The sequence below is a fragment of the Dactylosporangium sp. CA-152071 genome (assembly GCF_050936335.1).
GTDB lineage: Bacteria > Actinomycetota > Actinomycetes > Mycobacteriales > Micromonosporaceae > Dactylosporangium > Dactylosporangium maewongense.
Genome location: NZ_JBNJMZ010000001.1, coordinates 7,484,664 through 7,508,764 on the forward strand (window position 1 = coordinate 7,484,664; position 24,101 = coordinate 7,508,764).

Annotated in this window: 24 protein-coding genes; 13 read left to right on the forward strand and 11 right to left on the reverse strand. The window is 71.7% G+C overall.

What is annotated here, in order from left to right; all coding sequences use genetic code 11:
- Positions 1 to 45: 45 nt before the first annotated feature.
- Both ACQEVZ_RS33695 and ACQEVZ_RS33700 read right to left on the reverse strand, forming a co-directional pair.
- Positions 46 to 915 carry a sigma-70 family RNA polymerase sigma factor gene (locus ACQEVZ_RS33695; RefSeq protein ID WP_433373966.1) on the reverse strand — a complete coding sequence of 290 codons (870 nt, stop codon included), beginning with the start codon at positions 913 to 915 and terminating at the stop codon, positions 46 to 48.
- A 116-nt stretch (positions 916 to 1,031) separates the two neighbouring features.
- A complete protein-coding gene (locus ACQEVZ_RS33700) occupies positions 1,032 to 1,922 on the reverse strand; it encodes a sigma-70 family RNA polymerase sigma factor (protein WP_344512076.1) in 891 nt (296 codons plus the stop codon).
- Positions 1,923 to 1,974: 52 nt separating this feature from the next.
- Here ACQEVZ_RS33700 and flgN point away from each other — a divergent pair, with 52 nt between their 5' ends.
- The 7 genes from flgN to ACQEVZ_RS33735 all read left to right on the forward strand — a co-directional run bounded on the left by flgN (position 1,975) and on the right by ACQEVZ_RS33735 (position 9,531).
- Positions 1,975 to 2,568: a flagellar export chaperone FlgN gene (flgN, locus tag ACQEVZ_RS33705; protein ID WP_433373969.1), complete on the forward strand. Its 594-nt coding sequence runs from the start codon at positions 1,975 to 1,977 to the stop codon at positions 2,566 to 2,568.
- Positions 2,569 to 3,966 (forward strand): flagellar hook-associated protein FlgK, encoded by a 1,398-nt coding sequence (flgK, locus tag ACQEVZ_RS33710; RefSeq protein WP_433373972.1) that lies wholly within the window; start codon positions 2,569 to 2,571, stop codon positions 3,964 to 3,966. It abuts the gene before it with no gap.
- Positions 3,967 to 3,975: 9 nt separating this feature from the next.
- Entirely contained in the window at positions 3,976 to 4,872 is an 897-nt protein-coding gene (flgL, locus tag ACQEVZ_RS33715; RefSeq protein ID WP_433373975.1) for a flagellar hook-associated protein FlgL, read from the forward strand.
- Between the two features lie 45 nt (positions 4,873 to 4,917).
- Positions 4,918 to 5,325 carry a flagellar assembly protein FliW gene (gene fliW / locus ACQEVZ_RS33720; protein WP_344512068.1) on the forward strand — a complete coding sequence of 136 codons (408 nt, stop codon included), beginning with the start codon at positions 4,918 to 4,920 and terminating at the stop codon, positions 5,323 to 5,325.
- A 70-nt stretch (positions 5,326 to 5,395) separates the two neighbouring features.
- The gene (csrA, locus tag ACQEVZ_RS33725) at positions 5,396 to 5,638 is read left to right on the forward strand and encodes a carbon storage regulator CsrA (protein WP_203847552.1); all 243 of its coding nucleotides are present in this window, start codon (positions 5,396 to 5,398) and stop codon (positions 5,636 to 5,638) included.
- 79 nt (positions 5,639 to 5,717) lie between these two features.
- Positions 5,718 to 7,319, forward strand: coding sequence for a methyl-accepting chemotaxis protein (locus ACQEVZ_RS33730; protein ID WP_433373980.1), 1,602 nt, complete (start codon positions 5,718 to 5,720; stop codon positions 7,317 to 7,319).
- 160 nt (positions 7,320 to 7,479) lie between these two features.
- The gene (locus ACQEVZ_RS33735) at positions 7,480 to 9,531 is read left to right on the forward strand and encodes a PAS domain-containing sensor histidine kinase (protein WP_433373983.1); all 2,052 of its coding nucleotides are present in this window, start codon (positions 7,480 to 7,482) and stop codon (positions 9,529 to 9,531) included.
- Positions 9,532 to 9,558: 27 nt separating this feature from the next.
- Here ACQEVZ_RS33735 and ACQEVZ_RS33740 read toward each other — a convergent pair whose 3' ends face one another.
- Positions 9,559 to 9,708, reverse strand: coding sequence for a hypothetical protein (locus tag ACQEVZ_RS33740; protein ID WP_344512059.1), 150 nt, complete (start codon positions 9,706 to 9,708; stop codon positions 9,559 to 9,561).
- 219 nt (positions 9,709 to 9,927) lie between these two features.
- On the opposite strand from ACQEVZ_RS33740, the gene ACQEVZ_RS33745 reads away from it, so the two are divergent.
- Both ACQEVZ_RS33745 and gsmA read left to right on the forward strand, forming a co-directional pair.
- Entirely contained in the window at positions 9,928 to 10,713 is a 786-nt protein-coding gene (locus ACQEVZ_RS33745; protein WP_344512057.1) for a hypothetical protein, read from the forward strand.
- Between the two features lie 117 nt (positions 10,714 to 10,830).
- Positions 10,831 to 11,715, forward strand: coding sequence for a sporangiospore maturation cell wall hydrolase GsmA (gene gsmA / locus ACQEVZ_RS33750; protein WP_433373988.1), 885 nt, complete (start codon positions 10,831 to 10,833; stop codon positions 11,713 to 11,715).
- Between the two features lie 265 nt (positions 11,716 to 11,980).
- On the opposite strand, the gene ACQEVZ_RS33755 is transcribed toward gsmA, so the two are convergent.
- The 5 genes from ACQEVZ_RS33755 to ACQEVZ_RS33775 form a co-directional block, all read right to left on the reverse strand.
- Entirely contained in the window at positions 11,981 to 12,286 is a 306-nt protein-coding gene (locus ACQEVZ_RS33755; RefSeq protein ID WP_433373991.1) for a hypothetical protein, read from the reverse strand.
- A 79-nt stretch (positions 12,287 to 12,365) separates the two neighbouring features.
- The gene (locus tag ACQEVZ_RS33760) at positions 12,366 to 13,001 is read right to left on the reverse strand and encodes a response regulator transcription factor (RefSeq protein ID WP_354891182.1); all 636 of its coding nucleotides are present in this window, start codon (positions 12,999 to 13,001) and stop codon (positions 12,366 to 12,368) included.
- A 207-nt stretch (positions 13,002 to 13,208) separates the two neighbouring features.
- On the reverse strand, positions 13,209 to 14,483 hold the full coding sequence (locus ACQEVZ_RS33765) for a sensor histidine kinase (RefSeq protein ID WP_433373995.1): 1,275 nt from the start codon (positions 14,481 to 14,483) through the stop codon (positions 13,209 to 13,211).
- Between the two features lie 30 nt (positions 14,484 to 14,513).
- Positions 14,514 to 14,900: a DUF3224 domain-containing protein gene (locus ACQEVZ_RS33770; RefSeq protein ID WP_354891184.1), complete on the reverse strand. Its 387-nt coding sequence runs from the start codon at positions 14,898 to 14,900 to the stop codon at positions 14,514 to 14,516.
- Between the two features lie 36 nt (positions 14,901 to 14,936).
- The gene (locus ACQEVZ_RS33775) at positions 14,937 to 15,656 is read right to left on the reverse strand and encodes a sensor histidine kinase (protein WP_433373999.1); all 720 of its coding nucleotides are present in this window, start codon (positions 15,654 to 15,656) and stop codon (positions 14,937 to 14,939) included.
- A 160-nt stretch (positions 15,657 to 15,816) separates the two neighbouring features.
- On the opposite strand from ACQEVZ_RS33775, the gene ACQEVZ_RS33780 reads away from it, so the two are divergent.
- From ACQEVZ_RS33780 to ACQEVZ_RS33795, 4 genes are all read left to right on the forward strand, one after another.
- Entirely contained in the window at positions 15,817 to 17,700 is a 1,884-nt protein-coding gene (locus ACQEVZ_RS33780) for a PAS domain-containing sensor histidine kinase (RefSeq protein WP_433374002.1), read from the forward strand.
- Entirely contained in the window at positions 17,697 to 18,407 is a 711-nt protein-coding gene (locus ACQEVZ_RS33785) for a response regulator transcription factor (protein ID WP_344512041.1), read from the forward strand. The genes ACQEVZ_RS33780 and ACQEVZ_RS33785 overlap by 4 nt, the downstream gene beginning before the upstream one ends.
- A 106-nt stretch (positions 18,408 to 18,513) precedes the next feature.
- The gene (locus ACQEVZ_RS33790; protein WP_363396971.1) at positions 18,514 to 19,242 is read left to right on the forward strand and encodes a hydrolase; all 729 of its coding nucleotides are present in this window, start codon (positions 18,514 to 18,516) and stop codon (positions 19,240 to 19,242) included.
- A 109-nt stretch (positions 19,243 to 19,351) separates the two neighbouring features.
- The gene (locus tag ACQEVZ_RS33795; RefSeq protein WP_433374007.1) at positions 19,352 to 21,037 is read left to right on the forward strand and encodes an ATP-binding protein; all 1,686 of its coding nucleotides are present in this window, start codon (positions 19,352 to 19,354) and stop codon (positions 21,035 to 21,037) included.
- On the opposite strand, the gene ACQEVZ_RS33800 is transcribed toward ACQEVZ_RS33795, so the two are convergent.
- The 3 genes from ACQEVZ_RS33800 to ACQEVZ_RS33810 form a co-directional block, all read right to left on the reverse strand.
- Positions 21,003 to 22,526, reverse strand: coding sequence for a glycosyltransferase family 2 protein (locus ACQEVZ_RS33800; RefSeq protein WP_433374010.1), 1,524 nt, complete (start codon positions 22,524 to 22,526; stop codon positions 21,003 to 21,005). The genes ACQEVZ_RS33795 and ACQEVZ_RS33800 overlap by 35 nt on opposite strands.
- Before the next feature lie 85 nt (positions 22,527 to 22,611).
- Positions 22,612 to 23,715, reverse strand: a complete 1,104-nt coding sequence (locus ACQEVZ_RS33805; protein ID WP_344512033.1) for a HEAT repeat domain-containing protein — start codon at positions 23,713 to 23,715, stop codon at positions 22,612 to 22,614.
- Positions 23,712 to 24,086, reverse strand: a complete 375-nt coding sequence (locus tag ACQEVZ_RS33810; RefSeq protein WP_203847576.1) for a response regulator transcription factor — start codon at positions 24,084 to 24,086, stop codon at positions 23,712 to 23,714. Before ACQEVZ_RS33810 ends, ACQEVZ_RS33805 begins: the two co-directional genes overlap by 4 nt.
- Positions 24,087 to 24,101 lie beyond the last annotated feature (15 nt).

The following is a 24,101-nucleotide window of genomic DNA, read 5'->3' on the forward strand; positions in this document are numbered from 1 at the left end:
ATAACCGCGAAAGACCCGGTTCCGCTGCGGAACCGGGTCTTTCGGTCAGAGGTTGAACGGGATGCCGAGGGCCGTCGTGTGCGCCAGCCGGGCGCTCAGGTCGCCCTGGCCGGCGATCTGGCTGTAGTAGGCCTCCCGGCGGCGGGCGACGCAGCCGCCGGCACGCTCCTGCGCGTTCAGCAGGTGCGGGTCGAGATGGTTGTTGAGCCCGTCGCGGAGCAGCATGAGCGCCTCCGCCCGCAGCTGGCTGACCCGGCTCTCCGTCACGCCCAGCTCGCGGGCGATGTCGTTCATCGGGCGCTCCTCGAAGAAGTACGCCGTGACGACCGCGCGCAGCCGCTCGGGCAGCGCGCCGATCGCGTGGTGCAGGTAGCCGATCCGCTCGCGGTGCAGGATCAGGTCCTCGGGGCCCGGGGTCCGCTCAGGGACGAGGTCCTCGGCGGTGCCGGCGGTGAAGCCCTGCAGCGACAGCACCACGGCCCGCTGGACGTCGTCGTCGATCGTCTTGAGCTCTTCCGGCGCGACCCCGAGGGCCTCGGCGAGCTCCGTCTGGGTCGGCGTCCGGCCGAGGGCGGCGGTCAGCTCCTGGGTGGTCGTCTCGACCTTGCGGGCGCGGGTGCGCACGGAGCGGCTGGCCCAGTCGAGGCCGCGCAGCTCGTCGAGGAGGGCGCCGCGGATGCGGGTGGTGGCGAAGCTGCCGAAGGGGATCCCCCTGGAGGGGTCGAAGCCCTTCGCGGCGTGGGCGAGGGCGGCCATGCCGGCGGACACGAGGTCCTCGCGGGACACGTGGGCGGGCAGCCGGCCGAGCATCTCGCGCACCAGGTGCCCGACGAGGGGCAGGTGCGCGCGGACGAGGTCGTCCCGCTCGCGGGCGGTCGTGTTGCTGGCGCTGCGTTCCTGGATGGTGACAGTCACGGCAACCTCTTCGTGGCAGGAGTGGGTCTTCGTGGGCCGGGAACCCCGGCAAGATCCAGCCTCTGTCACTTTGGGTACACAAAAGGTCGCGCTGGGTTGCTAACTGGTTGTTGTCCTCAGGCGGCGTCTCCCAGGCCGGAGGTGGGCATGCCGAGCGCCGTCGTGTGCGCCAGCCGGGCGCTCAGGTCGCCCTGTCGCGCGATCTGGCTGTAGTACGCCTCCCGCCGGCGGGCGACGCAGCCGTTGCCCCGCTCCGGGGCGTTCAGCAGCTGCGGGTCCAGGTGGTTGTTGAGCCCGTCGCGCAGCAGCACGAGCGCCTCGGAGCGCAGCTGGCTGATCCGCGATTCGGTGACGCCCAGCTCCGCGGCGATGTCGGTCATCGGCCGCTCCTGGAAGAAGTACGCGGTGACCACGTACCGCAGCCGCTCCGGCAGCGCGTTGACGGCGTGGTGCAGGTAGCCGATCTTCTCCCGGTGCAGGATCAGGTCCTCCGGGCCCGGGGTCCGCTCCGGCACGAGGTCCTCGGCGGTGCCGGCGGTGAAGCCCTGCAGCGACAGCACGACCGCGCGCTGCACGTCGTCGCCGATCGCCTTCAGCTCCTCGGGCGCCACGCCGAGCGACTCGGCCAGCTCCGCCTGGGTCGGCGTGCGCCCCAGGGCGGCGGTCAGCTCCTGCTGCGCGAGCTCCACCTTGCGGGCGCGGGTGCGCACGGAGCGGCTGGCCCAGTCGAGGCCGCGCAGCTCGTCGAGGAGGGCGCCACGGATACGGGTGGTGGCGAAGCTGCCGAAGGGGATGCCCCGGCTGGGGTCGAAGCCCTTCGCGGCGTGCGCGAGCGCCGCCATCCCGGCCGAGATCAGGTCCTCGCGGGACACGTGCGTGGGCAGCCGGCCGAGCATCTCGCGCACCAGGTGCCCGACGAGGGGCAGGTGGCTGCGCACGGCGGCGTCCAGTTCCGCGGCGTTCAGGGAGGTCCGGGTCTCGGTCTGGGCTTCGCTGGTGACAGTCACGGCAACCTCTTCGTGGCAGGAGTTGGTCGAGAACCAGCCTCGGTAGCCACGGGTGCAGGTCGCGGTGACGCAAAGTTGCGGGGAGGTTGTACTCAAGGCCCTCATCGACCTGCCGACCTCTATGGGTGAAGCGATCGATGACACGGTGAAGGGCGGAGCGGGCATGGGGCTGGCGGATCTCGCGAGCATCCTGTGGCGGGAACGCGAGATGCTGGAGCTGCTGCTGTTCAAGCTCGAGGAGGAGCAGCTGGTGCTGGCCGGTGGGCGCACCCGCTGGCTCGCGCACGCCACCCGTGAGGTCGAGGTCGTGCTGGATGAGATCCGGCGCACGGAGGTCGTCCGGGCCGCCGAGGTCGAGGCGATCGGCGCCTCCCTCGGGCTCGGCCCGAACCCGAGCCTCAGCCAGCTCGCCGAGGCGTCCCCGGCGCCCTGGTCGGACCTGCTCAACCAGCACCGTATGGCGTTCCTGACGCTGACCGCCGAGGTCAGCGCGCTTGCCGAGGCCAACCGCGACATCCTCACCACCGGCGCACGGGCCGCCCGCGAGACGATGCTGGCGGTCGCGGGCTCCGTCGAGACCTATGGGCGGCGGGGGCAGACCGTCGGTTCGGCCCCCCGCAACCGGCTGATTGACGAGGCGATGTAGATGAGCACCTTCTCCGGCCTGAACACCGCGCTGTCCGCGCTCTACGCGCAGCGCCGGGCACTGGACATCACCGGCCAGAACATCGCCAACGTCAACACCGAGGGCTATTCGCGGCAGCGGGTGGAGCTCACGCCGGTCGAGAACGTGACCGAGCCGGCCCGCTACTCGATCAGCAGCGGCGTCGGCGACGGCGTCAGGATCACCGGCGTCACCCGGCTGCACGACGAGTTCATGACCAACCGCACCCGCGCCGAGCGCGGGCTCAACGAGTACCTCCAGGCGCAGAAGACCGTCTACGCCAACGTGGAGCAGGCGCTCGGCGAGCCCAGCGACACCGGGCTGCAGGCGCAGCTGTCGGACTACTGGTCCGCCTGGTCCGACGTGGCGAACCGCCCCGGCGACACCTCCGCCCGCACCCAGCTGCTCTCCCGCGCCAACACGGTCGCCGGGTCGATGCGCACCACCCGGGCCAACCTGGAGCAGCTGTACTCCGCCACGCGCGAGCAGCTCACCGCCGACGTCGACGTGGTCAACCAGACCACCGCCTCGGTCGCCGACCTCAACGCCCGGATCGCCCTGGCGAAGGTCGCCGACATGCCGACGAACGAGCTGACCGACAAGCGCGACCAGCTGGTGCTGCGGCTGTCGGAGCTGACCGGCGCGACCGCCCGGCCCAAGGAGGACGGCACCACGGACGTGCTGCTCGCCGGCGCAGTGCTGGTGCAGGGCGACACGGCACGCGAGCTGGTCGCGTCCGGCTCGCCCGCCGTCGACGGCCGGCTCGTCGCGCCGTCGACGGTGACCTTCAGCGACGGCATGGCCGTGTCCATCTCCACCGGCCGGATCGCCTCGCGGCTGGAGTCGCTCACCACGACCATCCCGAACGCGGTGACGGGCCTCGACACGGTCGCCGGCCTGCTCATCCAGACCGTGAACGACCAGCACGCCCAGGGCTGGGACATCACCGTCGTGCCGCCCGCCACGGTCCCGACGCCGCAGCAGGGCGGTGACTTCTTCTCCGGCACGAACGCCCGGGACATCGGCGTGGCGATCACCGACCCGACGAAGGTCGCCGCGTCCAGCACGTCGAGCAACCCGTTCCAGGGCGACAACGCGACCGCGCTGGCGGACCTCGCGAAGGACCAGACGGGCGCCGACGTCACGTACCGCAACTACGTGGTCGACATCGGCATCGCGGCGCAGACGGTCAACCGGCGCGCCGACGCGCAGCAGGTCATCTCCGACGACGTGACCGCCGCCGAACAGGCGGGGTCCGGCGTCAGCCTCGACGAGGAGATGACCAACATGCTGCAGTTCCAGCGCGCGTACGAGGCGGCGGCGAAGGTCATCTCGGTGGTCGACAGCACGCTCGACTCGCTGATCAACATGAAACGGTAGGGGGAACGGATGCCCGGCTTCCGCGTCACGGAACGATCCATGGCCAGCAACACGCTGGCGAACCTTCAGGTCAACCTCGCGCGCAACCAGCAACTGCAGAACCAGCTGTCCAGCGGCAAGCTCATCACCAAGGCGTCGGACTCGCCCGGCGGCGCGGTGATCGCGATGCAGCACCGTGCCGACGTGGCGACGCTCAACCAGTACTCGCGCAACGCCGACGACGGAATGGGATGGCTGGACATGGCCGACACGGCCCTGAAGAGTGCCTCGACGCAGATGAACCGGGCGCGCGAGCTGGTGCTCTCCGGTCTGTCGAGCGGCTCGGGCGGCAGCCCGGAGGCGCGCGAGGCGATCGCGCTGGAGGTCGACAACCTGCGCGACTCGATGATCAACCTCTCGAACACCACGTACCTCGACCGGCCGATCTTCGGCGGCAGCACCCCCGGCACGATCGCTTACGACAAGAACGGCGACTACCAGGGCGACGACGGTAAGATCAACCGTACGATCAGCGGTAACGCCACCGTCCGCGTCGACACCGGCGCCGAGGACGTCTTCGGCCCGGAGGCCGGCAACGGCAACGTGTTCAAGCTGCTCGGCTCGATCGCCGACCACCTGCGCAACAATCCCTCGGGCCTGCAGTCGGACCTCGCCGAGGTCGACACGGCGCAGAAACGCATCCAGGCGGGCCTCTCCGGGGTCGGCTCCAGATACAATCAAGTGTCCGAAATGCAGCAAACTGCCCAGAATCGGGTGCTCGATCTCAAGGCGCAGCTGTCCGATGTCGAGGACATCGACCTGCCGAAGACGATCACCGAACTCGCCCTGCAGCAGACCGCCTACCAGGCCGCTCTCGCCGCCACCGCGAAGGTGATCCAGCCTTCGCTGGTCGACTTCCTGCGGTAGGCCCGCCGCCAGCACACACGTGAGGAATCCATGAGCGTCGCGACCGTGGGACAGCCAGAGACCACCACGCTGCCGGTGATCGACTTCGTTGCGCCGATGCCGGGCTTCCCGGACGACCGCCGGTTCGTGCTCGTCCGCCTGGAGGACACGGGCGCGCTGTATGCCCTGACCTCCGTCGACTCCGCCGGGCTGCGGTTCCTGGTGGTGCCGCCGGCGCAGTTCTTCCCCGACTACGCGCCGGAGGTCGACGACGACTCCCTCGCCGCCCTCGGCGTCAGTGACGCCGACGGGCTGCTGGTCCTGCTCGTCGTCACCGCGGGCGACGGCGTCCAGGACGCCACCGTCAACCTGATGGCGCCCATAGTGCTCGACCAGCAGAGTCGCCGCGCGGTGCAGCTGGTGCTGACCCGCAGCGGCCTGTCCGTGCGGCAGAAGCTCGTGGCCGTCGCCTGATCGGGTCTTTCACCCCGGACAACCGGCATATCGGGTACTGTTCGCGTATCGCCCAGCGAAGGAGCGGCTTGTGCTCGTCCTGACCCGACGTCCCGGGGAAAGCGTGATGGTCGGTGACGACGTCGTCGTCACCGTGCTCGACGTGCGCGGCGACGTCGTGCGGCTGGGCATCAAGGCACCGCGCAGCATCCAGGTCCATCGCGAAGAGGTCTACCGCGAGCTCCAGAAGGTCAACCGCGAGGCCGCGTCGCCCAGCGACGTCGCCGTGCGGGCCCTGAGCCGCATGCTCCGCGCCGACGTCGAACAGCAGTAGCGGGGTTCAAACCCGACTTCTCAGGACGTCTCCGCCGATGCCGATAGGCAGGTGGATAACGCCTCGAGAAGGGCACGTCATGGGCGCTCTGCGCAACTGGCTCCGAAACCGGCCGATCGCCGTCAAACTCGGCGCCGTCCTCGCGGTCGCCCTGGTCACCGTCGGCGCGCTGCTCTTCGTCGGGGTGCGTGCCCTGACCGACGGCGAGGAGCGGGCCCGGGAGCTCGAGCACGTGGGCAAGCTGACCCGCGAGACCCTCGAGGCCGACATGGCCCACGACGCGATCCGCGGCGACGTGCTGCGCATGCTCCTGGCCGTCTCCCGCGGCGGCGACACCGGCACCGAGGTGGCCGAGGTGCGGGCCGACCTCGCCAGCCACAGCGAGATCCTCGGCGGTGTCCACGCCACCTTCACCGCCCCGGGCATGGATGCCTCCGTCCGCGCGGCCGCGCAGGCCGTCGCCCCGGCGATCGCGAACTACATCGACCTCGCCGGCCAGACGGTCACCGCAGCGGCCGGCGGCGACCGCAACCCGGCGTCGTACGCGAAGTTCCAGACCGCCTTCTCCGAGGTGGAGGCGAAGCTGCCCGGCGTCGGCGACGCCCTCGAACGGGTCGCCTCGGCCGCGTCGAAGTCCGTCGGCGACGAGCGCGACCGGGCCGTCCTCGTCCTCTCCACCGCCGGCGCCATCGGCCTGCTGCTCACCGTCGCGATCAGCTGGCTCGTCATGCGCGGCATCGTCGTGCCGCTGCGCGACGTGTCCTCCGTGCTCAACGGCATGGCCGAGGGCGACCTCTCGCGCACCTCGGCGGTCGGCTCCACCGACGAGGTCGGACTGATGGCCCGCGACCTCAACCGGGCCATCGACAGCGTCCGCGGCACCGTGCAGGCGCTGTCCACGTCGGCGCGCACCGTCGCCACGTCCGCCGACGAGCTGTCCGGCGCGTCCCAGCGGATCGTGTCGGCGGCCGCGCTCGCCAGCGACCGGGCCGGCGCGGCCAACCACGCCGCCGGCGAGGTCTCGCGGAACGTCGACACGCTGGCGTCGGCGAGCGAGGAGATGGGCGGCTCCATCGCGGAGATCTCCCGCAACGCCAACGACGCCCTGCGGGTCGCCGGCGACGCGGTCAGCATGGCCGACCAGACCAACGCGATGATGTCGCGCCTCGGCACCTCGTCCGTCGAGATCGGCAACGTCGTCAAGGTGATCACCTCGATCGCCGAGCAGACCAACCTGCTCGCCCTCAACGCCACCATCGAGGCCGCCCGCGCCGGCGACGCGGGCAGGGGCTTCGCGGTCGTCGCCGGGGAGGTCAAGGACCTCGCCCAGGAGACCGCCCGCGCCACCGACGGCATCAGCCGGCGGGTCGAGCAGATCCAGGCCGACGCCGAGCACGCCATCGAGGCGATCAGCGAGATCGGCTCGATCATCGCCCGCATCAACGACTTCCAGGTCACCATCGCCAGCGCCGTCGAGGAGCAGACGGCCTCGACCCAGGAGAGCAGCCGGACGGTCAGCGACGTCGCCGTCCGTACCGGCGAGATCGCCGCCACCATCGCGGACATCGCCGACGTCGCCGGGCGCAACACCACGGAGGCGGACACGTCGCTCGCGGCGGCCCGCCAGCTCGCCGGCATGGCCGAGGACATGAACGCCCTGGTCGCCCGCTTCCGTATCTGACGCTGCCCGCCTTCCGTCCGGCGCCGCTGCCCGCCTTCCGTACTGACGCTGCCCGCCTTCCGTTCCGGGCGCTGCTGGCGGACTTCGTTCTGGCTGCTCGCGGCCTTCGTTCTGGCGCAATCGGCAGACGTTAGGGCCGTCACCGCCGAAAATTGAAGGCATGCTCTACAGCGACGCTGACCTGCGGACGCTGAGCGCCCCGGACCGCTGGCGGCGCATCGCGCCGTTCCTCACCGTGGCGATCCTCGCCTGTGGCACGGCCCTCTTCCGGCCCGTGGTCGACCGCGTGGCCCTCGTGTCCGCCGTGGTCGTGCTCGCCCTGCTGCTCGGCCTGGCCGTCACCGTGCCGTGGCATCGCCTGCCGGCCATCTACGAGGCCGCGCCGCCGCTGGGCTTCTTCGGCGTCGTCGCGCTGCTCAACATCCCCGAGACCGGCGACGACCCGGCCGGGTACGGCGCGCTCGCGCTGCTGCCCGTCTTCTGGCTGGCGCTGTACCACGGCCGCGCGGCCACCGCGATCGGCGTCGTCGCGATGGCGGTCGTCTTCTCCCTGCCGATGCTGCGCAGCGCCGCCGTCTTCGAGCACGAGTGGCGCCGCGGGCTGCTGGTGTTCGCGATCGGCGCCCTCATGGCGTCGGCCGCGCAGAGCTGGGTCCGCCGCAGCCGCGCCGCCGCCGCGGAGCTCGCCGCCCGGACCCGCGAGGTCAGCCGCGAACGCGACTTCAACCGCGCGATCCTCGACAGCGCCGGGTTCCTCGTCATGGTGCTGGACACCGACGGCCGGATCACCGCCTTCAACCGCCGCTGCGAGGAGGTCACCGGCTTCGCCGCCGACGAGGTCATCGGCCGCCCCTTCTGGAGCGCCGGCATGTCCGCCGACGACACCGGCCGCGGCGACGACGCCTTCGCCCACCTCACCGCCGACGCGTTCCCCAACACGTTCGAGAACGACTGGCTCGCCGCCGACGGCAGCCACCACCGCATCGTCTGGAGCAACACCGCCCTCACCGACGAGAACGAGCTCCTGACCCACGTCATCGGCACCGGCCTCGACGTCACCACGCAACGGCACACCGAGCGCCTCTTCGCCGACGTCCTCGCCGCCGCCACCGAGCAGGCCATCATCGGCACCGACCGGCGCGGCACCGTCACCGTCTTCAACGCCGGCGCCGAACGCCTCCTCGGCCACCGCGCCGCCGACGTCGTCGGCGCCGTCACCCTCGACCGCTTCCACCTGCCCGCCGAGGTGCCCGGCCTGGCCACCCTCTTCGAGCCCGCCCAGGCCGGCGACTCCGAGCCCCGCGAGTGGACCTACGTGCGCCGCGACGGCGCCACGCTGCCCGTCTCCCTCACCGTCAGCGTCATCCGCGGCGAGTCCGGCGAGGTCACCGGCTACCTCTCCGTCGCCCGCGACATCACCCGGGAGCGCCGCACCGTCGAGGCGATGCGCCACGCCCTGGACCGCGAACGGGCCGCCGCCGCCCGCCTGCGCGAGCTCGACAAGGTCCGCGCCGACCTGGTCGCCACCGTCTCGCACGAGCTGCGGACCCCGCTCACCAGCATCCTCGGCAACGTCGAGGTCATCGTCGACGGCGACGCCGGCCCCGTGCAGCGCCCCCAGGCCCGTCTCCTCGCCGCCGTCGAACGCAACGCCCGCCGCCTGCTCGCCCTCATCGAGGACCTCCTCATGCTGTCGCGCATCGAGGCCGGCCAGGTGAAGATCAACGCCGGCCCCGTCCACCTCCGCGCCGTCGTCTCCGGCGCCCTGGAGGCCCTGCAGTCCGTCCGCGGCCAGCGCGACGTCCACCTCGACATCGACCTGCCCGATCCCCCCATCGTCGTGCACGGCGACCGCGACCAGCTCGAACGCGTCCTCATCAACCTCCTCGACAACGCCCTGAAGTTCACCCCACCCGGCGGCAGCGCCCGCCTCACCGCCGACCTCGACGGCGCCCAGGTCCGCCTCACCGTCGCCGACACCGGCATCGGCATCCCGCCGGCCGAGCTCGACCAGATCTTCGACCGGTTCTTCCGCTCGAGCCGCTCGCAGGAGCTCCAGAGCCAGGGCACCGGCCTGGGCCTGGCCATCACGAAGTCCATCGTCGAACGCCACGGCGGCCACATCTGGGCCGGCCCCGCCCTCGACCAGGGCACCATCGTCACCTGCCTCCTGCCCCTGCACGACGCCCCGGTCCCCGCCCGCACCGTCTGACGCCGGCGCGCAGCCGCGGACGGAGGGTCACCAGGTGGAGATGTCGCCGCCGATCAGGGTCACGGCGGCCACCGAGGTCATGCCGACCAGGACGGCCACGAGGCCGACGTCGAGGGTGGCGGCGCCGCGGTCGTCGCGCACGAGACGGGCATGCAGCCTGGCGATCAGGTTCGTCATCTTCAACTCCCTCGGGGGCGGCTTTCGGTGATGCAAGCATGACGGAACGTGACCGTGCGGCGCTGTCCGATGCGGGTGCGGTGAGGGTGGGATGAACGTCTGACATGGGGTTGCCGGGGAGGTGTCGATGGGCGGCAGAAGGGAATCCAGCGGGCCATGTCGGCACCCTGTTTGCGGAAAGTCACCCCTTCGGGGTGGCGCGCGGACCAGAATGATTCTGTGCCAAAGATCGACACTGGTCTGGCAAAGCTGCTCGCGCTGGTCCTCGTGGCCGGTTCACTGACCGCACCAACGGCGTCGGTGAACGTGTCACGTGCCGCGGTCGCGCGCGGCTGGTTGCCGGTGATTCCGGGTCCACCCACCGCCGAGCTCGCCGGGGCGGCCGACAGTGGCGGCCGGTGCGCGGATCCGACCGGCACGTGGCTGGGCATGCACTGGCGCAACGAGTTGCGCTGGCGGGTCAACGAGCAGACGATCCCCGCGTACCTCGGCGACCGCACCACCGTCGTGAACTCGCTGCGCAGCGCGGCGACCACCGTGGACACCGGACGCAACGACTGCGGGCTGCCGGCGAATCTCGGCATCCAGGAGTCGTACGCCGGACGCACCGACCACAAGGCGGGCGTGACCCCCGCGGGTGGCTGCGGCGAGCGGGACAACCAGAACACCGTCTCGTTCGGGCGGCTGGAGAAGGGGCTGCTCGCGGTGACCTGCATCTGGTGGTTCGGGGGCAAGGAGAACGGCCGCAGCGTCGAGACCGACATCCTCATCGACGACACCGAGGGCCTGTTCTTCACCACGACGCCCGCGGACTGCTCGTCGCGCTGGGACCTCGAAGGCACGGTCACGCACGAGTTCGGCCACGCGTTCGGCCTGGGGCACGTGCCGTTCGCCGAGCACGGGTCGCAGACGATGACCGACGGGCTCCCGGACTGCTCCACCGCCTACCGCGGGCTCGGCCTCGGCGACTACCTGACGCTGAAGCAGCAGTACGGCACGAACTGACACACGGGACCGGCTCGTGCCGCGAGCAACGTTGCGGCAACCCGGCGTGTACCTGGCCGCGCTACCTGAGCCGGCGACCTTTGAGGGGACCACCCACCCCTCATGGGAGATCAGTTCATGTTGCGCAGTCTCAAGCAGTACGTCCTCGTGCCCGCCCTGGCGCTCGCCGCGACGGCGACGACGCTCGTCGTGACCACCGCCCCGGCCGACGCGGCCGTCATCTCCGTCCGCGTCAACGGCGCCCTTGCCGCCCGCAACGGCGCCGCCAACTGGTTCACGCAGACCCGGAAGATCAAGAACAAGCAGAAGGTGACGGTCACCTGCAAGGTCAGCGGCCAGTACCTGCGCGGCAACGTCCGGCGCACCGCCCAGTGGGACCGCACCGCGATCGGTGACTTCATCTCCCACGCGTACGTCTCCGGCAACCCCAAGCTGCCGAACTGCGCCCCCGCCCCCGCACCCACGACCGCCGCGCCCGTCGCGACCCCGGTCGCCGCGGTCCCGATGGGCCCGACCGGCACGATGACCAACGCGCAGTTCCTGGCCGCGTCGATCCCCGCCGCCCAGCGGAGCCAGCGCGACACCCGCGTGCCGACGTCCGTCACCCTCGCCCAGGCCATCCTCGAGTCGGGCTGGGGCCGCAGCTCCCTGTCGGCCAACGACCGCAACTTCTTCGGCATGAAGTGCTTCAACAACGCCCCCGGCGCCTACGCCGCCGGCTGCAAGTCCTACAGCACCCAGGAGTGCAACGCCGCCGGCGTCTGCAGCACGACGGTCGCCACGTTCCGCACGTACGCCACCGCCACCGCCTCCTTCACCGACCACGGCATGGCCCTGAAGAACCTGTCCCGCTACGCGGCCGCCTTCAACTACCTCAACGACCCGAACCAGTTCGTCGCCGAGGTCCACAAGGGCGGCTACGCCACCGACCCGCTCTACACCACGAAACTGGTCGCCCTCATGCAGAAGTACAACCTCTACCAGTACGACCTCGCCCTGTAAGCCCGTACGGCCCATACGCACAACGGCGGCGGTCACGCCCGGCTCACCCCGGACGTGACCGCCGCTTCCGTGTTCCGAGCGCGCGGTCGACCCACGAGCAAGTGCGATCCTCCAGCCGGATGGCGGACCGTTCGTGCCGGGTCCGTCCGACCGCGCGATGCTGACGATGCGCGGCGCGTGGACCGTTCCCTGGCCCGTCTTCCGGCGCTTTTGTGGCGACGGTCGAAGCGTCCGGGGACATCCGCGCCGGGAGCTGAAGCGGGGGTCAGAGGGAGACGGGGCGGGTGGCCGGGCCGGTGTACTCGGCCATCGTGAAGTGGCCCGGTTCGGCCGCGGGGTGGACGGTGACCTCGATGGTGGCGTCGTCGGGGAAGCGGAGCGTGAAGACGGGGTCGAGGTCGCAGAGGAAGGTGAAGCCTTCCAGGGCCTCGGGATCGGGGTCCAGCAGATGGCCGTGGGCCGACCAGGTGTCGCCGTCCGAGGTGATGACGACGGAGACCTCGCCGGCGCCGAACGCGGTGGAGGAGTTCGCCCACCAGTCGAGGTGGCAGATGCCTTCGTAGCGGTCCATCGCAGCAGCATGGCGTACAGACGGCAAAAACGCGGACCGGCGAGGGGTGCCGGTCCGCGTTTTCGTCTGTGGGGCAATTTCAGGCGGCGTCCACCGAGACGAGGAGGCCCTGGTTGACGGCGGCCATGAGGGCCTGGGAGCGGTTGTTGACGCGGAGCTTGCTGTACAGGCGGGACACGTACGTCTTGACCGTGGCCTCGGAGACGGCGAGGCGCTGGGCGATGGTCGGCAGGCTCAGGCCGTCGCGCATGAGGGAGAGGACCTCCTGCTCGCGCTGGCTGAGCAGGCCGGTCTGGCCGCGGCGGCGGGAGAGTGCGGAGGAGAGGCCCGGGGCGGTGAAGGAGTGCGGCGCGACCGCGGCGTGCCGGATGGCGGCGAGGACCGACGGGATCGGGGCGGCCTTGGTGACGTAGGCGGAGAGGCCGGCGTCGAGGGCGCGGTAGAGGAGGTTGTCGTCGCTGACGGCGCTGAGCAGCACGACGCCGAGGTCGGGGCTGGCGGCGCGGAGCCGGCGGGCGAGGCTGATGCCGTCGCTGTCGGCGAGGGAGGCGTCGATGGTGACGACGTTGGCGCGGGTCTCGGCGACGACGCGCTCGGCTTCGGCGGCGCTGCCTGCCTCGCCGACCAGAGTGATGTCCGGGACGGTCGCCACGACACGGTTGAGGCCGAGTCGGAGAAGGACGTGTTCATCGACGGCGACCAATCGGATCGTCATCTGGGCTCCTTGGGAAAGTGTGTCGTGGCCTGGACGTTTACGGCGTGGATCATTGCCAGGTAAGCGTCGCAGGCCGCACCGGCCGGGTGCCAGACGCTGCAATTGACCTGCGCTCGTCGGCAACCGTGCTGCACCGCAGGACAATCGGACACCGGTGGACACCGTCGGCTCTCCGGCCGGAATCACACCTCCCAAAAGCCCGGCAGCTCAGGAGAGGAGCACCGGGAAGGGCAGGGCGTTGCGGGGCAGCGTGATGCGGACGGTGGTGCCGCCGCCGGGGGTCCCGTCGATCACCAGCCTGGCGTCGTGCGCCTCCACGATGCGCTGGCAGGTGGCGAGGCCGATGCCGGAGCCCTCCACGTCGGTGCGCAGCCTGGTGAACATCTCCAGCACGCGCGGGCGGTCCTCCTCGGCCATGCCGATGCCGTTGTCGGCGACGGCGAAGGTCCAGCCGTCGGGGTCCTCGCTGCCGGTGATCGAGATGTGGCAGGCGCGGCCGCGGTCGCGGAACTTCAGCGAGTTGCTGACCAGGTTCTGGACGAGGACGCGCAGCTGGGTGGCGTCGCCGTACACCATGGGCAGCGGACCGGTGTCGACCGTCGCCTGCGCGGCCGAGATCGCGGCGCCGACGTCGTCGAGGACCTGCTGCACGACGGCGCCGAGGTCGACCTGGGCGAAGGACGGGCGTCCACCGAGCGACGCGTGCGACAGGACGTCCTCGATCATGCGCCACATCCGGGTCGCGGAGGACAGGGCCTTGTCGACGCAGCGCTTCGCGGTGGCGTCCTCGAGCACGGCGTCGATCTCGGCCAGCATCGCCACGAAGCCGAGGACGCCGGTGAGCGGGTTCTTGAGGTCGTGGCTGACCTGGCCGGCGAAGTGCTGCAGGGAGGCGTTGGAGCGCTGCAGCTCGCGGGTGGTGCGCTGCACCGTGTTGAGGGCCTGTTCGAGCATCTGGCCGTGCCGGTGCAGGTCCATCACGTCCATGACCATGCGGGCCAGCTTCTCCAGGCCCTCGCGCTGCTGTGCGGTGAGCTCGTGCGGCTGCTGGTCGAAGACGCAGAGGCTGCCCAGGACGTGGCCGTCCCGGTCGCGCAGGTGCGCGGAGGCGTAGAAGCGCACGTCGTCGATCTCGCCGGTGACGAACGGGTTGCGGTTGAAGCGGGGGTCGAGGGTCGCGTCGCGGACGACGACGGTCTCCGGCTCGACGATGCTGATCGCGCACATCGAGTCCTCGCGGTCGCAGACGCCGGGCTCGAAGCCGTAGGCGGCCATCTGGTGCTGCTGGGTCGCGGAGATGATGTTGACGACCGCGTTCGGCACGCCGCAGATGTAGGCGGCGAGCTCGACGACCGATGGCAGGTCCGGCAGCGAGGGCACCCCGAGGATGCCGTAGTCCGCGAGGGACCGCAGCCGTTCCTGCTCGTCGGCCGGCGCCGGGAAGGCGCGCGTCTTCGTGCTCGTGTGCGATGTGCTGGTCATGGTGCGACCATAGGCGCCGAAAGTTGCTGGTCAGCCCAGTTCGTACCGCAGGGTCAGGGTGTGCGCGCCGCCCTCGGCGATCGAGATTTCGGCGACGCCGCGGATGCCGGTCAGTTCGCCTGTGCCGGTGTCCGGCACGACCGTCCAGGAGGCGCCGGCGCCCGACGCGGTGTGGTGCAGCACGAACGTCCCGGCCCGGCCGTGGAGGCTGCCCAGGAAGCGTTCGAAGCCGACGTACGCGGAGGACTCCTGGACCGTCGCCTGGCACATGACCGTGAAGGCCTCGCTGGTGCCGGCGAAGTCGCCGGTGAACGTCTTGGTGATCCTGGTGCGCGACAGGCGGGCCCCGGCGCGCTCGTCGCAGAGGTCGTCTTCCCAGGTCTCGATCGTGAACGGCGCGACGGCCTTGGTTTCCATGGGTGGCAGCCTCCCGTACGAACCTGACAACCGCCGTCAGGAATGGGGCAGCGTGATCCGGACGGTGACGCCGCGCTGCTCCACGCAGGTCACCATGCCGCCGCCGTGACGGGCGGCGATCTCGCGGCCGAGCATGAGGGCGAGCGCCGCGGTGCGGTGCTCGCCCGGGTGGTCGGGGTGCGGGATCCGCATCGACAGCAGGCGCTCGGCGCTCAGCGGGCCCGCGACCGTGGCGGCCACCAGCACCGTCCAGGTGCCGCCGGCGCGGGCGGCGGTCACGGCGATCGGCCGGTCCGCGTCGTTGACCAGGCCGGCGACGTCCACGGCGGTGCGCAGCAGCTGCCGCAGCAGCGGCCCGTCACCGAAGAGGTGCGCGGTGTCCGGCACGTCCAGGGCGACGGCGAGCCCGCCGGTGACCTCATGGAGCAGCGGCCGAAGGTCGACCCGGACCGCGTCGAGCGGCGCCTCGGCGGACTCCAGCTCGGCCAGCAGCATGAGGTCGGCGACGGTGAGCTGCATGCGCTCCGCGTTGCGCCGGATGGCGGCGAGGGCGGCGTGCCGGTCGGCCGGGTCGAGCTCGAGGATGTCCTCGGCGGCGTCGAGCATGTTGGCGAACGTGATGATCGACGTCAATGGTGTCCGCAGCTCGTGCGCGGCCACCCGGATGAACTCGGTCCCCAGCTGGGACATGCCGGAGCCGGTGGCCGCGTCGGGCGATCCGGTGGCTTCTGTGGCGGTGTCGTCAGCGATGAGCACCCCCTCGGTCCTTCGGAAACGTTACAGGACATGTCATTACATTGCGTAGGATATGTGTGTACCGACAGTAAGCGACGAATGTCGCAAAGGCTGCCGGCCGAGGAGAGCTTTGCGTGGAGAGACCGACCGTCTGGTTGACACGGGCCTGATTGAAGGCGCTGTGGTCGACCTGGTGGTCCGTGCCGCGAACGCGACCACCGTGGTGGACGCGCAGCGCCTCGTCGCGGAGCTGCGGGGCTTCTCCGGTGTCCGCTCCGCGGAGATCGTCGCCGCGCTGACCCCGGTCGTCGGCGAGCTCGACCTGCTGGAGCGGCTCCCGGTCGGCCCGGCCCAGTGGGGCCAGGAGCTGCGGGTCGAGTTCAGCGCCGCGCCCGCCCGCACCGAGCTGCTCGCCGCCGCCGCGGAGATCGCCGCCGCCGCCGACCGCGCCCTCGTCCAGCCGTGCCGCGCCGTGCCGCCACCGCCGATGCTCGGCTCGCCCCTCGCGTGGGCGATCACCACCGGCGCGCGGGCCATGATCCTGACCGTCGACCCCGCCCGGGGATGGAGCGCGCTGTCCGACTCGTTCGGCACGGTCCTCGGGCACGACCGGCACAGACCCCCGGACTACCGCCTCGTCGACCTGATCCACCCCGACGACCGGCCCGCGGCCGTCGCCATGTTCCTGACCTGCTGCGCCGGCCACCACCCGTCCGGGACCACCGACCTGCGGCTGTGCACCGCCGCCGGCCGGTGGCGCGTCATCGAGGTCGCCGCCCGCACGTTCGTCGACGACGCCCAGGTCGGTGTCGTCGTCTTCTTCGGCATCGACGTCACCCGCCAGCGCGAGACCGAGCGCACCGCCGCCGTCGAGCGGCAGCGCCTCGCGCGGCTCGTCGAGACGATGGACGACGGGCTGCTGCTGCTCGACGAGCAGGGCCGGGTCCGGCTGGCGAACCTCGCCGCGCACCGGCTCCTGGACACCGGCATGGTCGGCCCCGGCGCGTCGCGCAGCGACCTGGCCGAGGACGACCCGCTCGACTGGGCCGCGGTCATCGGCCGCGCGGTCGAGCGGGTCGGCCGGGACTCGGCGCGGATCCAGCGGCTGCGCGAGGCGTTCATCCTGCGGCGCGCGATCGTCGGCGAGGAGATCCCGTTCGACGACGGTCGGGTCCTGGAGATCGATCTGGTGCCGGTCGCCGGCCCCGGCGAGACGGACTCGGGCACCCTCGTGCACCTCCGGGACGTCACCGCCAGGGTCGCGGTCCACCGCGGGCTGGAGGAGCGCAGTCGGGGCCTGGAGGAGCGCAGCCGCGGGCTGGAGGAGCGCAACCAGGCGCTGATCGAGGCGACCGCGCTCAACAACGAGTTCGTCGCCACCGTCTCGCACGAGCTGCGTGGCCCGCTGTCGTCGGTCGTCGCGTTCGCGCACCTGCTCGGCGACGTCACCACCGGCGACCTCAGCGAGGACCAGCGCACCTACCTCGACGTGATCGACCGCAACGCCAACCGGCTGCTGCGCCTCATCGAGGACCTGCTGCTGCTGTCCCGGCTCGAGGCGCGCACCCTCCAGCTGCGGCCGATGCCGACCCGGCTGCCGGAGCTCCTCGCCGTCGCCGTCGCCGAGCGGACCCCGGCGGCGCTCGCGGCCGGGCTGGAGCTGGTGCTGGAGTGCGAGGACGGGCCCGAGATGATCTGCGACGACACCAGGGTGCACCAGGTGGTGGACAACCTGGTCAGCAACGCCGTGAAGTTCACGCCGAGCGGCGGCAGGGTCACCGTCCGGGCCGGGCCCGACGGCGACGGCTGGACGGTCGCCGTGGCGGACTCGGGCGTCGGCATACCCGCCGCCGACCTGCCCCGGCTCTTCAGCGCATTCTTCCGCGGCTCCAACGTCGCCGCGGCGGTCGGGCGGCAGGTCATGCCCGGCACGGGGCTCGGGCTCGTGGTGAGCCGGGCCATCGTCGAACTGCACGGTGGCGGCATCAGCGTCGCCAGCACCGAAGGGGTCGGCACGACGGTCACGCTGTCGTTGCCTTCGCGACCAGCACGAAATGGGGGATGATCGTGAGCCGGCTTCTCGTGGTCGAGGACGATCCAGATATCGCCATGGCTCTGCGCCTGCTGCTGACGCGGGCCGGACACCAGGTCGCACACGCCAAGGACGGCAGGACCGGACTCAGGGACGCCTACACGGAGCGCCCCGAGCTCGTCATCCTCGACATCGGGCTGCCCGGCATGGACGGCTGGCAGGTCCTGGAGCGGCTGCGCGACGTCAGTGACGTCCCGGTGCTGCTGCTGACCGCGCACGGGCAGGAGTCCGACAAGGTGCGCGGCCTGCGCGGCGGCGCGGACGACTACCTCACCAAGCCGTTCACCAACGCGGAGCTCGTGGCCCGGGTCGAGGCGCTGCTGCGGCGCAGCGCCGGACCCGCGTCCTGGGCCGACGAGGTGTACGACGACGGCGTCCTGCGCATCGACCCGGCCGCCCGCCGCACCTTCGTGGCCGGTGACGAGGTGCGGCTCACGCCCACCGAGTTCCGACTGCTGAACGTGCTGGTCCGGCACGCCGGCGCGGTGCTGTCGCCCAACCAGCTGCTCGCCCAGGCCTGGGACGACCCGACCGGCATCGGCCCGGAGCGGGTCAAGTTCGCGGTCCTGCGGCTGCGGCGCAAGCTCGGCTGGACCGACCCGGACGCGTCGCCGATCGAGTCCGTGCGGGGGTTCGGTTACCGGTACCGGCGGCCGGTCCTGGACCGCGCCGGCGAGTGAGGGGCCCCGTCAACCCAAGCGCAACTGGCCGGGACCGGGGGAGGGGCCCCAGGCCCGGCAACCTGATACCTGGAAAGAGCAGCCAGCCCCAGGGAAGAGAGCCCACATGATCGACCAGCTCGTTGACGGCCACGTCCACACCGCCTTCTCGTCCGGCCGGGACAGTGTCAGCGTCCTCGTGGCCAGCGCCGAGCAGGCGGGGCTGACCGAGGTGACGTTCGCCGACCGCGTGGGTCCCGACACGAGCTGGCTGTCGCCGTACCTCGCCTCGATCCAGCGCGCCCAGCAGCGCACCGACCTCGTCCTGCGCCGCGGCGTCGAGGTCGAGGCGATCGGCATCGACGGCTGGCTGGCGTTCCCGTCCGACCTCAACGGCCTCGAGGTCATCTCCGTCGGGCTCAACCGGCTGCCGCTGCCCGCCGGGCTGCTCAGCCCCGACGCCGTGCGCGGGCTCATCGACAACGGCACCATGCGCGCCCTGGACGTCATCGACCAGGTGGTCACCGTGACGGGCCTGGCCGTGGAGCGGGTCTCCCGCTACGCGCCGACCCGCCTCGCCCGCCCGCTGGACTTCCTCGCCCGGGCCGGCATCGACGAGTCCGCGGTGCCGGACGCGGCGATCGCCGACCTGGTCGAGGCGTGCCGCACCAACGGCACGGTCGTCGAGGTCAGCGAGCGGCACCGGCTGCCCGGGCTGCGCTTCGCCCAGGCGTGCGCCGACGGCGGCGTGCGGCTGGTCGCGGTCAGCGACGGCGTCCGCGCCAGCGAGGTCGGCTTCTACCGCTACGTCCGCGAGGTCGCGGCGGCGCTGCAGTGCTCGCCGGCCACGGCCTGAACGGTTTCACCCACGGGCACGCGGCCCGCAGCCCGCGATCCAGTCAGGACCCGCCGTTATCCGCTCGAAAAGGGCAGATCGCGGCGGGTCCGACTTTAGGATCGAAGATGTGTCGAAGGATCGCGAACTCGTCCTCGTCTCCCTGTTGCAGGAGGCGACCCGGATCGCGAACGAGGCGGACAGCATCGCCGACGCCGGGCTGCCGGTGATCAAGGCGGTCTGCGCCGCCACCGGCTGGGACGCCGGCCACCTGTGCCTGCCCGACGAGCGCGACCGGCGCGTCTTCGTGTCCACGGACATCTGGTACGAGGAGGTCCCCGACTCCTTCGGCGGGCTGCGCAGCGCGAGCGCAGGGCTCCGGTTCACGTACGGCGGCGGCATCGTCGGCAGCGCCGCCCGCACCGGCCGCCCCGTCTGGACGGCGGACGTCTCCACGGACGTCAACTTCATGCGCGCCCGCATCCCGGGCGCGACCGCGGGCGTCGGCGCCGCCATCGCCTTCCCGATCACCGCCCGCGGGGTCGTCGCGGCCGTGCTGGAGTTCTTCACCATCGAGCCGGCGGACCCCGACCCGCGACTGCTGGAGATCATGGCCGACGTCGGCATCCAGCTCGGCCGGGTCGCCGACCGCATGGCCGCCACCCAGGCGCTTCGCTTCGGCACCGAGCGCATGGAGCGCATCCTCGACAGCTGCATCGAGGCCTTCGTCGCGATGGACGAGGGCGGCATGATCACCGGCTGGAACGCCGCCGCCGAGAAGGTCTTCGGCCTGTCGAAGGAGGAGGCGATCGGCCGCCGGCTGGCCGACACGATCGTGCCGCCGCGCTTCCGCGAGGCCCACCACCTCGGCGTCGGCCGCTTCCTGACCACGGGCGAGCGGCACGTGCTCGACAACCGGATCGAGATCGCCGCCTGGCACGCCAACGGCTACGAGTTCCCGATCGAGCTCGCCATCTGGGCCGTGCGGGACGCGATGCAGGGCTGGAGCTTCAACGCCTTCGTGCACGACATCACCGACCGCAAGCGCACCGAGGACGCGCTGCGCGCCGCCTACGAGCACGAGCGCGAGGCGGTCTCCCGGCTCCGCGAACTCGACCTGGTCAAGAGCGACTTCGTGGCGACCGTGTCGCACGAGTTCCGCACGCCGCTGACCAACGTCATCGGCCACCTGGAGGTCCTCACCTCCGGCGAGGCCGGCGAGCTCAACCCGGCGCAGGCGCGGATGCTGCAGGTCATCGGCCGCAACTCCGACCGGCTGCGGGCGCTCATCGAGGACCTCCTCACCATCTCCAAGGTCGAGGCCGGGGTCTTCGACCTCGAGCTGGTCCGCACCGACCTCACCGATGTGCTCGTCGCCGCGCGCAAGGCCGTCGAGCCGCGGGCCAAGCGCCGCGGCCACCGCCTGGAGCTGCGCACCGCCCCGCACCTCGGCACCGTCGACGCCGACCCCGAGCAGCTCGAGCGCGCCCTGGTCAACCTGCTGGTCAACGGGATCAACTTCACCCCCGACGGCGGGCTCATCGAGATGACCGCGCAGCACGACGGCGACCACGTGGTGATCGTGGTCCGCGACACGGGGGTCGGCATCGACGAGGCGGAGCAGGGGAAGCTCTTCACGCGGTTCTTCCGCGGCACGTTCGCCGTCCGCGAGGCCGTGCAGGGCGCCGGGCTCGGCCTGGCGATCACGAAGACGATCGTGGAGGGTCACGGCGGCGAGATCGCCGTCGAGAGCGTCGTCGGCGCCGGCACCACCTTCACGATCAGGATTCCACGTGAACGTCCTCTTTGGCTGTGACCTGCTCGGCCGGTGACTTCCCGGGCGTCTTCTCGGGCGTCTTCGCCGGGGCCTTCTCCGGTGTCAGGACCGTCTGGAAGCCGGTGCGGGTCATCTGGCCCCACTCGTGCTTGCCGCCCTTGATCGCGGCCCACATGCCCATCGTCCGCCACATCGCGGTCAGCTGCCGGTAGCCGAAGTTCTCCAGCACCGACGCGAGGACCGAGGCGATGAGGTCCGTCCAGCGGTGGTACCGGTGGAACGAGTACTCCTCGACCGTCAGCGCGATCAGGTTCAGCAGCAGCGCGTAGCCGTACGCGACGGCGACGAACACGAGCGCGAACCGGGCGTCGATAGCGCCGACGTACAGCCCGAGCGGGACGAGGACCACCCCGGCCAGCTCGACGATCGGCGCCAGCAGCTCGAACAGCACGTAGTAGGGCATCGCGACGAGCCCGATCCGCCCGTACCTCGGGTTCAGGATCATCGACCGGTGCTTGCGGAGGATCTCGGTGATGCCCCGGTGCCACCGGCGGCGCTGCTTGCCGAGCACCTTCAGCGAGCTGGGCGCCTCGCTCCAGGACACCGGCTCGGCGACGAACACGATCCGGTAGTCGCGGCGCTGCCGGCGCAGGTGCCGGTGCAGCCGGACGACCAGCTCCGCGTCCTCGCCGATGCAGTCGTGGTCGAGCCCGCCGACCTCGACGAGCAGGTCCCGGCGGAAGATGCCGAACGCGCCGGAGATGATGAGCAGCCCGCCGATCCTCGACCAGCCGGTCCGGCCCAGCAGGAACGCCCGCAGGTACTCCACCACCTGCACCCTGGGCAGCCAGTTGCGCGGCATCCGGACGTCGACGATACGGCCGGCGACGACCGTGCAGCCGTTCGCGACGCGGATGACGCCGCCGGACGCGACGGTGCGGATCGGGTCGTCGGTGAAGGGTTTCGCCACCGACAGCAGCGCCTGCGGGTCGAGCACCGAGTCGGCGTCGACCATGCAGACGAGCGGGTACTGGGCGACGTTGATGCCCGTGTTGACCGCGTCGGTCTTGCCGCCGTTCTGCTTGCGCACCACGACGAGCGGGTCCGGCCGCTCCCTCGGCACGTGCACCGACTGGATGCGCCCCCGGGTGGGGGTCGCGTCGGGCACCACGCGGGGCACCTCGACCAGGCCGAACTCCTCCCGCAGCCGCTCGAACGTGTCGTCGGTGGACCCGTCGTCGATGACGATGACCTCGAAGACCGGGTAGCGCAGGGCGAGCATCGCCTGGACCGACTGCACGATGCCGGCCGACTCGTTGTACGCCGGTACCAGCACCGAGACCGGCTGCGTGAGCGGGCTGCGGTACGTCTCCTCGTGCCCGGCGAACGGCACCCGCCGCATGTGGTGCACGAACTCGGCCGACGCGAGCACGATCAGCACCAGGTAGCTGGAGTTGATCAGCAGGAAGTACGTCAGGATGAACACGTCCGTGACGGTCAATATCTGCCGGACCCAGTCGGCGGTCATGCCGCCACCTCCGCTGCGCTCCGGCGTCGGCCTGACCGTCGGGCTGTGTTCCTGATGACCGGCTCCTCGCTCCGCTGCGGGCCGGTCATGGCACGAGTTGCCTGCGGTGGTCGTCGAGCTCGGCCGCGGCCAGCGCCTCGCGGGCGTGCGCGGCGCCGAGCAGGACCCGCTCGTCGTCGGGCTCGGTCTCGGCCCGGTGCTCCGCCGCGGTGAGCGCCGCCCGGCCGGCGCCGCCGAGGCGCAGCAGCGAGCGGGCCGCGTTGTGGGCCACCACGTACTCGATGTCGGACAGCAGCACGGTCAGCGCGGACGCGGCGGTGACGGCGCCCAGCTCGCCGAGGGCCTTCGCGGCCTCCGCCCGCAGGGCGACGGGGCGGTCCGGCTCGAGGGAGTCGAGCAGCGGCGCCAGGGCGGTCCGGGTGCCGAGGCGGCCGAGGGTCCGGGCGGCGCTGATCCGCACGTCGAGCGACGGGTCCGCGCGCAGCGCGCTCTCCACCCGTACGGTGGCACCGACGGCACCGATGAGGCCGAGGACCTCCGCGGCGGTCGCGCGGATCGGTGCCCGCGGGTCGTCGAGGCTGGCGAGCAGCGCACCCTGCGCGGCGGTGCCGAGCCTGGTCAGCGCGGTCGCGACGACCTGCTGCGGGACCATGCGCCGGCTGGCCAGGGTGGCGAGCAGCGGCTGGGTCGCGCCGGCGTCGCCGATGCGGCCGAGTGAGCGGGCGGCGACCACCCGGACGTCGGGGTCGGGGTCGCCGAGCAGGTCGCACAGCGGCAGCAGCGCGTCCTTGCGGCCCAGGTTGCCCAGCACCTCGGCGGCCTGCGCGCGGGCCACCGGGTCGCGGCGCCGCAGCCGGCTGCGGGCCCGCCAGGCGGCGCCGCGGCGCTCGAACACGTCGACGAGCGTGGTGTGCGCCTCGCCGCGGACTTTGCCCAGCAGGGCGATCGCGTTGGGCTCCACCGCCTGCCAGACCTCGTCGGACAGGCGCACGAGCGCCTCGACCTGCTCGGGGTCGTCGTCCCCGGCGGCGATGGCGAGCAGCAGCCGGCGGGCGGGCGTGGCGAGCTTGGCGCGGCGGGCCTCGCGGGCGCGGCGCACGGCCCTGCCGCCGACGATGAGGCCGCCGAAGACCAGCGCCGCGACGAGCAGGACGGCCAGCGCCACGAGGGCGGCGCCGGCGAGCGTCACGTGCGCATCCGCGCCAGCACGGCCTCGACGCGGCTCACCAGCTCCCTGGGGCTGAAGGGCTTGACGATGTAGTCGTCGGCGCCGGCGCCGAAGCCGACCTCCACGTCGCCCTCCTGGGCGCGGGCCGTGAGCAGGATGATCGGCAGCGCCTTCGTGCCGGCGTCCTGCCGCAGCTGGCGGCACACGTCGATGCCGGACATGCCGGGCATCATGACGTCGAGCACGACGAGGTCCGGCGGGTTCTGGGTCGCCTCGGTGAGCGCGGCGAGCCCGTTGTCGACCGCGACGACGTCGTAACCGGCCTGCTCGAGCTTGAAGGCGACGAGGTCCCTGATGTCCATGTCATCGTCGGCGACCAGGATGGCGGTCATGAGCAGTCCTCGCCC